The sequence below is a fragment of the Leucobacter sp. GX0328 genome, assembly GCF_053567315.1.
The window spans coordinates 1,126,358-1,139,777 of the sequence record NZ_JBSGPC010000001.1 but is presented as its reverse complement, the minus strand read 5'-3'; the positions used below and the strand labels follow the sequence as shown (position 1 = coordinate 1,139,777).

Genomic DNA, 13,420 nt, shown 5'->3' with positions numbered 1-13,420 from the left:
GTGCTTTCTCTACGAGGCGAGGCCCTCGGCGCGCTGATCGCCCGAGTGCTCGATATCGGGGGTACCGCCCCGGCGGATGTCGAATGCGGAGATGCCGAGGAACACTCCGGCGATGACGGCGTACGCGCCGAGCAGGCCGACGACCGCGACCTCGTCCTCGCGCATCAGGATGGCGAGCAGTGCGAGCAGGATGCCCGCCGCGCCGATGAGCACGGCATCGGGTCGCGTGCCGGGGCGCACGGTGCTGCCGATGTACTCGAGCAGCGCGCAGATCAGCGCCCAGGCCGCGACGACCACGGCGAACCCGATAGCGCTCCCTTGGAACGGCAGTGCGAACGCGGCCCCGAACGATGCGAGAGCGAGCAGCATCGCGACCGGGCCTGCGCCGACCGTGCGGCCTGCGAACCACTCGATGAGGTGCGCCAGGCCGATACCGGCGATCGCGCAGGTCGCGAGCGCGAGGTCGAAGCCCAGATGCTCGTGCAAAGTCGCCGAGAACGTGATGGCGACGCCGCCGAGCAGCAGCACGATCACGCGGACGAGCCGCACGGAGCGCGGGAGCCCCGATTCAGGGGTCGCTCCACGCTTCGCAGGCGTGACCGCAGCAGCCATGACGACTCCCCTTTCTCCGCCCTCCAGTGTATCGCTCCACGCTCCGGCGCTGCTGATGGATCTCACAGGACGCGCGCCGGGAAGCGCGCGACAGCGGCAGTAGGACTACACGCCCTGCGGCATGTCCTGGAATCGCGAGTAGTGGCCCTGGAAGGCCACGGTCACGGTGCCCGTCGGGCCGTTGCGCTGCTTCGCGAGGATGAAGTCGGCCTCGCCGGCGCGGGGGCTGTCGCGGTCGCCCACGGCTTCGCGGTGCAGCAGGATGACCATATCGGCATCCTGCTCGAGCGAGCCCGACTCGCGCAGATCGCTGATGGCCGGCATCTTGTCGGCGCGCTGCTCGGAAGCACGGTTCAGCTGCGAGAGGGCGATGACCGGCACGTCGAGCTCCTTCGAGAGGAGCTTCAGGGCGCGCGAGAATTCCGAGACCTCCTGCTGGCGGCTCTCGCTCTTCTTGCCGCTCGACAGCAGCTGCAGATAGTCGATGACGACCATGCGCAGGCCGTGCTGCTGCTTGAGGCGGCGGCACTTGGCGCGAATCTCGACGAGCGTCAGGTTCGGGCTGTCGTCGATGAAGAGCGGAGCGTCGGCCACGCGGCCCTGCGTCGCTGCGAGCTTCTGGAAGTCGCGGCTGTCGAGCGCGCCCTTGCGCAGGGTCTGCATCGGGATCGACGCCTCGGCGGCCAGGAGGCGCATCGCGATCTCGGCGCGGCCCATCTCGAGCGAGAAGAACACCGTCGGCGCCTCCGCATGCACCGCGGCGTGACGGGCGACGTCCATGGCGAGCGTCGATTTACCCATGGCGGGCCTGGCCGCGATGATGATCATCTGGCCGCCGGCGAAGCCGTTCGTCATGGCGTCGAGCTCGGAGAAGCCGGTGGGCACGCCGAGCATGCCGTCGGAGGCGCTGTTCGCCTTGTTGATCTCCTCGAGCGCGGCATCGACCGCGAGCGAGAGCGGCACGTAGTCCTCGCCCTGCGACTCCCCCGTGACGCCGTAGATCTCGGACTGGGCGACGTTCACGAGATCGATCGCCTCGCCCTCGCCGGCATAGCCCATCTGCACGATACGGGTGCCGGCTTCGACGAGCCTGCGCAGCAGCGCCTTCTCCGCGACGATCTCGGCGTAGAAGCTGGCGTTCGCCGCGGTGGGCACGATGCTCGTGAGCGTGTGCAGGTACTCGGCGCCGCCGGCGCGCTGCAGTTCGCCCGCCTTCGTCAGTTCATCGGTGACGGTGATGACGTCGGTCGGCTCGCCGCGGGAGTAGAGCGAGAGCACGGCTTCGTAGATGACCTCGTGCTTCGGCACGTAGAAGTCGCCGCCCCCGAGCAGTCCCGTGACGTCGGCCACCGCATCCTTCGACAGCAGCATGCCGCCGAGGGCGCTCTGCTCGGCGAGGAGGTCGTACGGAGGGGTCCGCTCACTGCCCCGCACCGGTTCATCGAGGAATGGATCTGAGATCCCGAGATGGGAGATGGACACGCCGCGGCTCCTTCAGCATAGTTTCGAGGGGGTGAACTGCAGTCGACACCGCGCCTCTGACATTCACGGTACGGCGAGCGCAAGTCGAAGGCCAGGCGACCCCGTACAGGCCTGTGGATAACTCGGTGAATAACTCGGGGGTTTGCGCCCCGGTTTATTCACAGGCTTGGGGACGAACTGTGGGAAACCCGGTGACAATGTCACAAATCTCGGGCCTGATCAGGGGTTTACAGTTTCCACATGGAGAAAGTTATTCAACTCTCAACTGAAGCTTGAGAGTCTCTCGTCGACTTGACATGTGGAAAGTTTCCGCCCGTTCGATGCATGGATCAGGGGCGCGCGAACGATCGACGCACCCTCGTGTCCACATCCCGTTCATGCCCCGGAAATGCAATGGCGGGGCGAGGGGAGACCCCTTCGCCCCGCCATTCGCGGGTGCACGGCCGTACCGGGGTACGGCCGTGCGGTGCAGCTCGATCAGCGCTGAGCGATGACCTGCAGCGTGATGGTCGCGTCGACGCCCTCGTGGAGGTGCGCGACGACCTTGTACTCGCCCGTCGACTTGATGGTCGGAACGGTGATCTTGCGCTTGTCGATCTGGCCGATGCCTGCCTCGGCGACCGCCGAAGCGACCGCAGCGGGCTTGATCGAACCGAAGAGGCGGCCGCCGGTGCCGGTCTTCGCCTGGAGGCGGATCTTGCCCTCCTGGAGCTTCGCCTTCAGCGCCTGAGCGTCCTCGACCGAAGCGAGCGCGCGGGCCTCGCGGGCCGCACGCAGCTGCGCGACCTGGGCCTCGCCGCCGCGGGTCCAGTGCACGCCGTAGCCCTGGGGCACGAGGTAGTTGCGCGCGTAACCGGTCTTGACGTCGACGACGTCGCCGGCCGAACCGAGGCCCTGGACCTCGTTAGTGAGAATAACCTTCGCCATGATGTGCTCTCCTTCGCGAATCAGCGGCCGGAGCCGGCGTAGGGGAGGAGGGCCATCTCGCGGGCGTTCTTCACTGCCTTCGCGATCAGTCGCTGCTCCTGAACGGACACGCCGGTGATGCGGCGCGCGCGGATCTTCCCGCGCTCGGAGATGAACTTGCGCAGCGTCGCGACATCCTTGTAGTCGATGACGCCGACGGTCTGCTTCTTGGCGGGTGCGACGGCCTTTGCGTTCTTGCCGCGACCCGGCTTGCGGCCTGCGCCGCTGGACTTGCCTGCCATGATTGGTCTCTTTTCGTGATGCGATCCGGTCAACTCCCGGATCAGGAAGTGTGATGCCTTAGAAGGGCTGCTCGTCGTCGAAACCGCCGCCGAAACCGCCGCCGGACGATGCGCCCTGACCCGAATCGGTCCAGGGGTTGTCCTGCTGCTGTCCGCCGGAGCGACCCCAGCTGCTCTGGCCCTGCGGCTGGTTGTTCGACCCGCCGAAACCGCCGACCTGGCCGCGCGCCTGTCCGCGCGCCACCTGCGTGGTGGCGAAGCGGAGCGACGGCCCGACCTCTTCGACCTCGAGGTCGAGCGAGGTGCGCTGCTGGCCCTGGTTGTCGGTGTAGCTGCGCTGAGTGAGGCGGCCCTGCACGATGACGCGGGTGCCCTTCGTCAGCGACGCGACGATGTTGTCGGCGTACTCTCCGTACGCGCGGCAACCGAGCCACAGCGGTTCGCCGTCCGACCAATCGCCGGACTGGCGGTCGCGCACGCGGGGAGTCGATGCGATGCGGAAGGTGCACCACGACTTGCCCGCCTGCGACACGCGCGCCTCGGGGTCGGCAACCAGGTTGCCGACGACGGTGATCAGCGGCTCGCCGGCCATGGGCTAGGCGCCGACCTTCGCGGCGGCGCGAGCTGCCTTGGCGGCGTCGCGCTTGGCCTGAGCGGAGCGCTGAGCGATGAGCTCGTCTGCGCGGAGGACCTTGGTGCGCAGCACGGCCTCGGAGAGACCCAGCTGGCGGTCGAGCTCGGCAGTCGCCTCGGGGCTCGCCGTGAAGTTCACCACGACGTAGATGCCCTCGGACTGCTTGTTGATCTCGTATGCGAGACGGCGCTTGCCCCAGATGTCGACGTTCTCGATCTCGCCGCCCGCATTGCGGATGACGCCGAGGAACTTATCCATGCTGGGGGCCACGGTGCGCTCGTCGATACCGGGATCGAGGATCACCATGAGTTCGTACGTATGCATTACTGACCCACCTCCTTCGGACTTCACGGCCGCAGGATTTCTGCGGCAGGAGGGTGTTTGTGCATCGTGCCCGCGTCCATCGCCAGATAGCGTGGAGCGCAGACAACCTGTCTATCCTAACACTTCTCGCGCTTCTGTGGGGCCGGCGATGCGCGGGCCAGGGATCGACGACCTCAGACGCCGGTCGGCCCCATCGTGTCGGACATCCCGCAGGCCACCCGGTCGATCTCGACCGTCGGGCGACCCACCTGGGCGGAAGGGTCCGCATTGCCGGGGGAGAAGCCGCGCTACGCGAGTCGCCGGAAACCCTCAGCGCGCCCGATCGGTTCGCGCTGCCCGCCGACGTGCACGATGTCGTCGCCGTCGACGGTCAGCTGGGTGGCGTGCGCGCGCAGCGCCGCGACCTTGCGGTCGAACCAGTCGCCGATGTCGTGCACCTCGAGCGCCTCGGTCGCTTCGACCGCATCCGCCGCCCCGATGTCGGACGCACTGTCACCCGCGATCGCCCAGAACGGCAGTTCGAGCGCCTGCGCGACCGCGCGTGCGAGACGGTGCGCGAGCACGTGGTCGGGGTGGCCGTACCCGCCGTCGTCCGCATAGCTGACGATCGCCTGCGCGCCGGCGAGATAGCCGGCGGCGAGCAGGTCGTGCAGCGGCTCGACCGCGGGCACGCTCGTGAGCGCGTCGGGGCCCGCATCGGCCCCCGCCCGGGCGCGGCCGTCCTCGCCCCAGCTCATACCCGAATCCTCGTAGATCGTGGGGGAGAGGCCCTCGGCGCGCGCCGGCTCCACGCCGAGGAACGCGTGCCGCTCGACGCCGAGCATGCCGAGCGCGGTGCGCAGCTCGTTCTGCCGCGCCACCGCGAGCCCGTGCGCCGCGACGAGCGCTTCGAGCGGGCCGGCGACGACCTCGCCCCGCTCGCCGCGGGTGAGAGTGACGAGCAGGGGCTCCAGGCCGGCCTCCGCGAGCGCGGCGAGAGTGCCGCCGGTCGTGATCGTCTCGTCATCGGGGTGCGCGTGCACGAACATCACGCGCGGACGCCCCTCGAACCACTCCTTCGGATCACGCATGGCGGCCTCCCCGCTCTCAGTCTTCACCGTCTCAATACAACCCGAACTTCGGCTCTCACCCGTATTTCGGCTCGAAACCGAGGTTCTGCTCCGAAATACGGGTGAGAGCCGAAATACGGGTCACGATCCCTGCTCGCCCTGCTGGTCGAACCACGCGCGCAACCGCTGCTCGGCCGCCTCCTCGCCGATCGGCCCCTCATCGAGGCGCACCTCGAGCATGTGCCGGTAGGCCCTGCCGACGAGCGGCCCGGGCGCGATGCCCAGAATCTCCATGATGCGCTCGCCATCGAGCTCCGGCCGCACCGCAGCGAGCTCTTCGGCCTCGGCGAGCTCGCCGATGCGCCGCTCGATGTCGTCGTAAGCGTGCTCGAGGCGCTCCGCCTTGCGGCGGTTTCGCGTCGTGACATCGGCGCGGGTCAGAATGTGCAGCTGCTCGAGCTCGCCGCCCGCGTCGCGCACGTAGCGGCGCACGGCCGAATCCGTCCACGGCTGGTCACTGTACCCGAAGAAGCGCAGATGCAGCTCGACGAGGCGCGACACCCGCTTCACGGTGTCGTTGTCGAAGCGCAGCGCGCGCAGCCGCTTGCGCACGAGCTTCGCGCCGACCACGTCGTGGTGGTGGAAGGTGACGCCGCCGCGCTCGAAGCGCCGGGTCGCCGGCTTGCCGATGTCGTGCAGCAGAGCGGCGAGGCGCAGCACGATATCGGGCGACGCGGCTGCGGCATCGCCCTCGGGCCGACGCGCATCCGCCGTGTGCGAATCAAGCTGCGCGGCAGACGCTGCGCGTCCGCTCCGACGCGCAGCTTCCAGTTCGATCGCCTGGCGCAGCACGGTGAGGCTGTGCTCGTACACGTCCTTGTGACGGCCGTGGTCGTCCTGCGTCTCGACGAGCGCCGTGAACTCGGGCAGGAAGCGGTCGGCGAGACCGGTCTCCACGAGCAGGCGGATGCCGGGCACCGGGTCGTCGGCCGATACGAGCTTCACGAGTTCGTCGCGCACCCGCTCGGCCGAGATGATCTCGAGCCGCTCGGCGAGCTCCCGCATGGCGGCCTGCGTCTCGGGCACGACCGCGAACCCGAGCTGGGCGGCGAAGCGGGCGGCGCGCAGCATGCGCAGCGGGTCGTCGGCGAACGAGTCCTGGGGGAGCCCCGGGGTGCGGATGCGGGACGCGAGCAGATCCTCCACACCGTCCGACACGTCGACGAGCCTGAGGTCGGGCAGCATGAGCGCGAGGGCGTTCATCGTGAAGTCGCGGCGCACCAGGTCGCCCTCGATCGTGTCGCCGAAGCTGACTTCGGGCTTGCGGGAGTCATCGCGGTAGATCTCGGCGCGATACGTGGTGATCTCGACCGTCTCGCCGTGCACCCGGGCGGCGATGGTGCCGAAGTCGCGCCCCACATCCCACACGTTCTTCGTGATCGAGTCGAGGATGGCGCGGGTTTCGTCGGGCCGCGCCGAAGTCGTGAAATCGAGGTCGGTGACGGGCCGCCCGAGCAGTGCATCGCGCACGGGGCCGCCGACCAGGGCGAACTCGTGGCCCCTGGCCGCGAAGGCCTCGGCGAGCGCGGCGACCGGCGCCGACGCCGCAATCGCACGAAGGTCGGCCATGGATTCGGCGAGTGGTCGCATCCCACTAGGGTACCGGGCCGAACCCCGTCCCAGCGCATTGCGGGCGTCGTTCCCTAGACTGTTTCCATGCCGCTCACGCCCCGCCTCCCGCGTCGTCTCGCGCATCGCGGCGTCGCACTGCTGCTGGGCGCGGGCGTGGTTGCGGGCATCGTCGCGGGCGGTGCCGCCGCAGCGCTCGCCGAGACGGATGCCGACGGGCCGCCGCCGAGCGAGGCGGCGGTGCAGGCGAAGCTCATCGTCGCGCCGACCGAATCGGTGCTCGAACCCTCGCAGAACCGCTTCGAGTTCGCGGTGCGCGTCGACAACAGCGGCGAGGACGCGATCCCTGCCGGCAACCTCAGCCTCGATCTGCGACCCGAGCGCCTCGATTCCGCGGCGCAGTTGGACGAGCCCTTCACCGGGTTCGGCAGCCGCGTCGTCGATGCCGAGCTGGGCGCGGTGCCCGCCGATGATGAGCAGTCGACGACCGTAACCGTGCGCGCCGACGAGTTCCCCCTGACGGCGTCGGACGAGCCCGGCGTGTATCTGCTGCGGGCGACGCTCACCCCCGGCGAGGGCGCCAAGGGCAAGGGCCAGGAGTCGGTCGTGGGCACCGTGCCGTTCGTGTGGCGCGGCGCCTCCCCGCAGTCGGGCGACGGGAGCGAGGCGAAGACGCAGCTCGGGTTCATCGTGCCGCTCGTGCTGCCGTCGTCGGTGCGCGCGACCCCGACGCCCGCGCAGCTCGACAAGGCGGTGCCGCAGTTCGAGGCGCTGCTCGATGCGGCCGCGAAGACCCGCGCGACGGTCGCGATCGACCCGCGCATCGTCGCGAGCATCCGCGCCTACGGCGACAATGCTTCGGCGCAGTCACGCGACTTCTTGAAGCGCCTCGAGAACATGGCACTGCCGTCGTTCCTGCTGCAGTTCGCCGATGCCGACCCGGCGGCGCAATCCGCCATCGGGATGACCGAGCTCCTGGCGCCCGTCAATCTCGAGTACCTGACTCGCCAGGGATCATTCCCGGCCCCCGACACCGGAACCGATGCCGCGGCGGGCACCGACGTCAGCACCGAAGCGGGCACCGATTCCGGCACGGCCGGCGATGCGGCGGGCGCCGATGCGAGTACCGATGCGGAGGCCGGCGCCGCCACGGACACGGGCACCAGCACGGGCGCCGCTGCGACTGCCGATCCCGAAGCTGAAGTCGCAGCCGATGGCGACCCGGAGGCCGCACCGGTCCCGACGCTCGACGAACTGCTCGCGTGGCCGCAGGAGGCGCGCCCCGTGGCCTGGCCCGCCGAGGGGCAGGTCGACACCGCCACGATCGCGCTGCTGCAGTCGAGCGGCATCTCCGACACTGTGCTGCGATCGGACAACGCGACGCTCGAGGGCGGGCCGCGCGCCTCGCTCGGTGCCGACCAAGCGCTGATCGCCGACGCCGCGCTCGGCGACGAGGTGCGCCGGGCGCTCGCGGCTACGGACGACACCGATCGCCTGGCCGCGATCTCCACCGCCTCCGCACGCCTCGCCGTGACGGCCGGGTCCCCGAACTCCGGCATGCTGATCGCGCTCGATCGCGGCGCCGTCGCCGACGCCGAAGACCCCGCCGCGCTCATCGAGCAGCTCTCGTCTCCCGGATGGGTCGAGGCGACCGCGGTGCAGGCGCTGCCCGAGGGCTCCGCGACGCTGCGTGCGGCATCGTCCCTCGAGGAGCGCCGCGAGCTGCTGCGCAGCGCCGCGGGCCGCGAAGCCGACGTCGACAGGCTCAGCGTGCTGCTGCAGCACCCCGGCGATCTCACCGGCTACCAGCGCGCTCGGCTGATGAACCTCTTCGCGACCCGGTACGCGGGCATCGGCTCCGACTTCACGGCGGTTGCGAAGACGTACGGAGAATACGATGAGCAGCTGAAGTCGGGGGTGCAGATCGTGAGCACCGAGCACACCCAGCTCGTCGGCACCTCGACCCGCGTACCCGTGCAGCTGCGCAACTACCTCCCGTTCGACGCCGTCGTCACCGCCGAAGCGACGCCGATCTCCGCCGCACTGACCGTGAACGAACGGTCGTTCCCCGATGTCGCGGTCACGGCCGACGGCAATGCGCGCATCCTCGTGCCGGTGCTCAGCCGCGTCTCTGCGGGCGAATCCGGCCTCAGCATCGTGGTCTCCGACACCGTCGGCGAGCTCGAGTCGGACTCCAAGCTGCTGCCCCTCACGATTCGCAGCGGCATCGAGCGGATCGGCGTGTGGGTGCTCGGGGCGCTCGCGGCTCTCCTGCTCGTCTTCGGCACGCTGCGGAGCGTACGCAGACGATCGCGGAAGCGCGCGGCCGCAGCGTTGGACTCCGGTGCCGATACCGCCGAGAGCGGAGCCGGGCCCCCGCCCGCAGCCGACGCGGAATAAGCCGCGCCTAGGATGAGTTGTACGTGACGTCGCGGGCGCCCGAAACCGTCCGCCCCACCCGATTCCGCTCGAGGAGCTCCATGCATCAGATCATCATCATCGGCTCCGGCCCTGCCGGCTTCACCGCAGCGATCTACGCCGCACGTGCAGATCTGAAGCCGCTGCTGTTCGCCAGCCAGATCCAGGTCGGCGGCGAACTGATGAACACCACCGAGGTCGAGAACTTCCCCGGATTCCCCGAGGGGATCCAGGGCCCCGACCTGATGCAGAAGATGCAGGAGCAGGCGGAGCGCTTCGGCACCGAAGTCGTGTACGACGACATCACCGAGGTCGACTTCTCAGGCGACATCAAGAAGGTCACCGCGAGCGACGGCACCGTGCACGAGGCGCAGGCCGTCATCTACGCCACCGGTTCGGCGTACCGCAAGCTGCACGTGCCGGGCGAGGAGCGCCTCTTCGGCCACGGCATCTCGTCGTGCGCGACCTGCGACGGCTTCTTCTTCCGCGAGAAGACCATCGCCGTCGTCGGCGGCGGCGACTCGGCCATGGAGGAGGCGACCTTCCTCACCCGCTTCGCCGACAAGGTCTACGTGATCCACCGCCGCGAAGAGCTGCGCGCCTCGAAGATCATGCAGCAGCGCGCATTCGACAACGAGAAGATCGAATTCGTCTGGAACTCGGCCGTCGCCGAGGTGCACGGCGAGAGCGGCGTCACCGGCGTCACGCTCGAGAGCACCGTCGACGGATCGACCAGCGAGCTCGAGATCGAGGGCCTCTTCGTCGCGATCGGCAACGACCCCCGCACCCACCTCGTGCACGACAAGCTCGAACTGACCGCCGAGGGCACGATCGCCGTCGACGGCCGCTCGTCGCGCACCTCCGTCGCCGGCGTCTTCGCCGCGGGCGACGTCATCGATTCGAGCTACCGCCAAGCTGTGACCGCCGCCGCCTCCGGCACGGTCGCAGCACTCGACGCCGAGCACTACATCGCTTCGCTCGGCGGCTAGCCCATCGCGCCGCGCGCACAACCGAAGGAGTCATCATGAAGGAACCCATCATCGTCGACGAGCAGTCGTTCGACACCGCCGTGCTGCAGAGCGAGGTGCCCGTTCTGGTCGACTTCTGGGCGGCCTGGTGCGGCCCGTGCCGTGCCGTCGCGCCCATCCTCGACGAGATCGCCGCGGAGCAGGAGGGCAAGCTCGTCGTCGCGAAGCTGAACGTGGACGAGAACCCGAACCTCGCCGCGCGCTACCGCATCACCTCGATCCCCGCCATGAAGGTCTTCCAGAACGGCGAAGAGGTGCGCGAGATCATCGGTGCGATGCCCAAGGCGATGCTCGAGAACGAGCTCACCGGCATCATCTGACCCGGCAGCAGTGTGCCGGGGTTCCGGCAGCGCTCCGACAGTGCACTCTCGGCGGTGCGGCCCACTGCGTGGCTGCACCGCCGAGAGCATGATGAGGCCACCGCCGGCGTCTGGGTCACCCTCCGTCAGCGGATCGCTGGGCAGGTGCTTGCCACATCCGAGTGACGACCGCGATCAGCACCAGCAAGACGCAGATCGCGACGCACCCGAGCCCGACCCAGAGATTTCCCCAGTTCGCGACGGCGACGGGGATGAGAGCGGTCACGAGCCCGCCGCCGACGAACGGGCTGGCGAATGGTGCACGCAGCGCGAAGCCCCGGAATGCATGTGTCTTGAGATTCGGATCCGCGGCGCGCAGCAGCACGAGTCCGACCGATACGACGCCGGTCATCGCACCGTAGTTCACGATGCTGTTCTCGACCCAATCCTTCTTGAAGATGCGCGGGCCGATCCAGTAGAAGATCGCGACGCTCATCGCCGCAACGACGACGAGAGTGATCAGCAGCGCCTGCCAGTTGTCGAGCAGCACGGGAAGCGAGAGCGAGGCGACAGCGGCGACGACGAGGAAATCGAGTGCGATGCCGGTGATGGCGTTCAGCGTCGCTTTGTCGACGAGCTGATACGCGGGCGTGCGCTTGATCACCAGCTGCACGACGAGACCGCCGACCATTGCCAACGGGAACAGCGGGATGCCGGTGATGACGAGGTCGACCAGCGCTTTGAGCCCGTAGCCGATCAGCACGGCCACCCCGGTGAGAGCGAAATGGAATGCGAGGTTGTCGATCGAGGCACGGTTGATGCGTCCCGTCGACTCGGTCCGCGCATCGACCACCGGGAGGATGTCCGTCACGGTCTTCACCGACCTGCTCGAGTAGTTCGCGAGCTGCCCCTTTCGCGCGGCGATATTGATCATGACCATGCCAGAGACGATGCCGAACACGAGACCCGCCGTGGCGGAGCCGAGGCCGAGCGAGGAGCCGTCGGCCCAACCCAGTGCCGTATAGGCATCCTCCATGCCCGCTGCAGTTCCATGGCCCCCTGGCCACGAGACTTCGAAGATGCTCGAGAACAGGGGGTTCGTACCGAACACCGGCGTGAAGACGAAGAACGTCAACAACGCCGGGGCAGCGATGACCGCGAAGCTGCTGAAGTAGGAGTAGAAGACGTGAGGCGCAGCCTCTTTCGCCGCCTCGCTCGCCTTGGGAAGGTCTTCGCCGAGCAGCATCGGCGCGAACACGATCGTGATCAGGATGCCTGCGATACCGCCCCAAGTCGAGTTGATCTCCTCCGGAACGACTCCCAGCACATCCGGGCCGAAGCACAGTCCGACGATGCCTCCGATCAGCGCCGCCGGGATGAAGAATCGCCGCAGCGGTGGAATCCACGCACGCAGCAGCACCCCGACGAGGAGCAATACACCGAGCAGGGCCACTGCGAACAGCAGCGATCCGAACATGTCGGAAGTGATAGCGGTCAGTTCAGGCATCATCGCCTCCAGATTGATGAAAGTTCAGTGGAATCGCGAGGGCCTGAAAGCGGCCAGCGCTGCTGCGTCGGAGTTCGCGAGCAGTGCGCCTGCGAGATGCCGGGCGACCGCGGGGGCGATCGCCCAGCCGTGTCCAGACCACCCGGTCGCCACGTACAGATTGGGGACGAGTCGGCCGATAATCGGCAGCTGGTCGACGCTGGCGCTCTCGGCGCGCGACGCATCGGCGCTGATCACCGCAAGATCATCGAGGTGGGGGAACACTGACTGCAGCACGGCGATGTTGTCGCGCAGGTTCGCCTGATCCACGGTCGCGTTCTTCCCGCGCCAGCCGCCTGTCAACATGATGTCGTCCCCGAGCATCTTGACCGACAGCGACCGGGTCTCGTGTCCGGTGAGTATCGGGATGCGCGCGGCGGTGCTCGAGCTCAGGCGCGCTCCCTGCGGATAGATGGGCCACATCGGCAGGTCCACTCCGGTGGCGTCGAGCACCAGATCGCGTACGCCGGTGTTGTTCGCGAGGAGTACCGATACGCCGACAACGATCCGCTGCTCCGTGCTCGTCACGACGGCCGCCACGCCCCCATCCGCCCCGGTTTCGACCGACGTGACGCGCGTGTGCTCGAGTACCTGCACACCGAGCCGCCGTGCTGCGTTCGCGAATGCGATGGTCGTCGCCTCATGCGACGCCACGCCATCGGTCGGCACGAATGATGCCCCATGCACATCATCCGAGATACCGGGGTAGATCTCACGCACTTTGTCGCGGGTCCACGTTTCGGTTGCGATGCCGAGCGCAGATTGCACTCGGGCGTAGGTCTCTGCTGCATGGATGCCCTTGAACCCGTTCTTGGCCGGGCCATCGATGAGATAGGCGCCGCCGGTGCGATCGTAACCGGTGGGGGCCCGAAGCTCCTCGTGCAACGTCGGCCAGATCTCGTTGGCTTCCCGCATGAGCGGCAGTTCACGCAAGTCGCGTCGATTCGCACGCACACCGCGTTGACCGAACCCGCCGGACGCGCCGCTCGCCACGGTATCTGCCTCGATCACGAGCACCGATTCGGCCCCCCGCAGGGCAAGATTGTATGCGGCTGCCATTCCATGTACGCCGCCGCCGACGATAATGAAGTCGCTCTTCAACTGTTCACCAAACCTCACTGTCCAAGTTTTCTCAGCGTAGAGATTCTTTCATCAATCGTCAATAATGAAAGATAGTTTTCATTCAAAGGA

General features: G+C 68.2%; 13 protein-coding genes. 3 read left to right on the top strand and 10 right to left on the bottom strand.

The window, feature by feature from the left end; translation table 11 throughout:
• Positions 1-9: 9 nt before the first annotated feature.
• The 8 genes from ACUYTF_RS05240 to ACUYTF_RS05205 all read right to left on the bottom strand — a co-directional run bounded on the left by ACUYTF_RS05240 (position 10) and on the right by ACUYTF_RS05205 (position 6,959).
• A complete protein-coding gene (locus tag ACUYTF_RS05240; RefSeq protein ID WP_434144393.1) occupies positions 10-612 on the bottom strand; it encodes a hypothetical protein in 603 nt (200 codons plus the stop codon).
• Between the two features lie 105 nt (positions 613-717).
• Positions 718-2,094, bottom strand: a complete 1,377-nt coding sequence (gene dnaB / locus ACUYTF_RS05235; protein ID WP_434144395.1) for a replicative DNA helicase — start codon at positions 2,092-2,094, stop codon at positions 718-720.
• A 477-nt stretch (positions 2,095-2,571) separates the two neighbouring features.
• The gene (rplI, locus tag ACUYTF_RS05230; RefSeq protein ID WP_434144396.1) at positions 2,572-3,021 is read right to left on the bottom strand and encodes a 50S ribosomal protein L9; all 450 of its coding nucleotides are present in this window, start codon (positions 3,019-3,021) and stop codon (positions 2,572-2,574) included.
• Positions 3,022-3,041: 20 nt separating this feature from the next.
• Positions 3,042-3,302, bottom strand: coding sequence for a 30S ribosomal protein S18 (rpsR, locus tag ACUYTF_RS05225; protein WP_244692180.1), 261 nt, complete (start codon positions 3,300-3,302; stop codon positions 3,042-3,044).
• 58 nt (positions 3,303-3,360) lie between these two features.
• Positions 3,361-3,894, bottom strand: a complete 534-nt coding sequence (gene ssb / locus ACUYTF_RS05220; protein ID WP_434144398.1) for a single-stranded DNA-binding protein — start codon at positions 3,892-3,894, stop codon at positions 3,361-3,363.
• Between the two features lie 3 nt (positions 3,895-3,897).
• The gene (gene rpsF / locus ACUYTF_RS05215) at positions 3,898-4,260 is read right to left on the bottom strand and encodes a 30S ribosomal protein S6 (RefSeq protein WP_434144400.1); all 363 of its coding nucleotides are present in this window, start codon (positions 4,258-4,260) and stop codon (positions 3,898-3,900) included.
• A 287-nt stretch (positions 4,261-4,547) separates the two neighbouring features.
• Positions 4,548-5,330, bottom strand: a complete 783-nt coding sequence (locus ACUYTF_RS05210) for a PIG-L family deacetylase (protein ID WP_449279402.1) — start codon at positions 5,328-5,330, stop codon at positions 4,548-4,550.
• Positions 5,331-5,450: 120 nt separating this feature from the next.
• Entirely contained in the window at positions 5,451-6,959 is a 1,509-nt protein-coding gene (locus ACUYTF_RS05205) for a CCA tRNA nucleotidyltransferase (RefSeq protein WP_449279401.1), read from the bottom strand.
• Between the two features lie 66 nt (positions 6,960-7,025).
• Here ACUYTF_RS05205 and ACUYTF_RS05200 point away from each other — a divergent pair, with 66 nt between their 5' ends.
• From ACUYTF_RS05200 to trxA, 3 genes are all read left to right on the top strand, one after another.
• Positions 7,026-9,338: a DUF6049 family protein gene (locus ACUYTF_RS05200; RefSeq protein WP_449279400.1), complete on the top strand. Its 2,313-nt coding sequence runs from the start codon at positions 7,026-7,028 to the stop codon at positions 9,336-9,338.
• Between the two features lie 80 nt (positions 9,339-9,418).
• Positions 9,419-10,345 carry a thioredoxin-disulfide reductase gene (gene trxB / locus ACUYTF_RS05195; RefSeq protein WP_449279399.1) on the top strand — a complete coding sequence of 309 codons (927 nt, stop codon included), beginning with the start codon at positions 9,419-9,421 and terminating at the stop codon, positions 10,343-10,345.
• Between the two features lie 35 nt (positions 10,346-10,380).
• Positions 10,381-10,704: a thioredoxin gene (trxA, locus tag ACUYTF_RS05190; RefSeq protein WP_434144408.1), complete on the top strand. Its 324-nt coding sequence runs from the start codon at positions 10,381-10,383 to the stop codon at positions 10,702-10,704.
• 115 nt (positions 10,705-10,819) lie between these two features.
• On the opposite strand, the gene ACUYTF_RS05185 is transcribed toward trxA, so the two are convergent.
• On the bottom strand, positions 10,820-12,190 hold the full coding sequence (locus ACUYTF_RS05185) for a sodium/glutamate symporter (RefSeq protein WP_434144410.1): 1,371 nt from the start codon (positions 12,188-12,190) through the stop codon (positions 10,820-10,822).
• A 24-nt stretch (positions 12,191-12,214) separates the two neighbouring features.
• Complete coding sequence (locus ACUYTF_RS05180; protein WP_449279398.1) at positions 12,215-13,348, bottom strand: NAD(P)/FAD-dependent oxidoreductase; 1,134 nt, start codon at positions 13,346-13,348, stop codon at positions 12,215-12,217.
• Positions 13,349-13,420 lie beyond the last annotated feature (72 nt).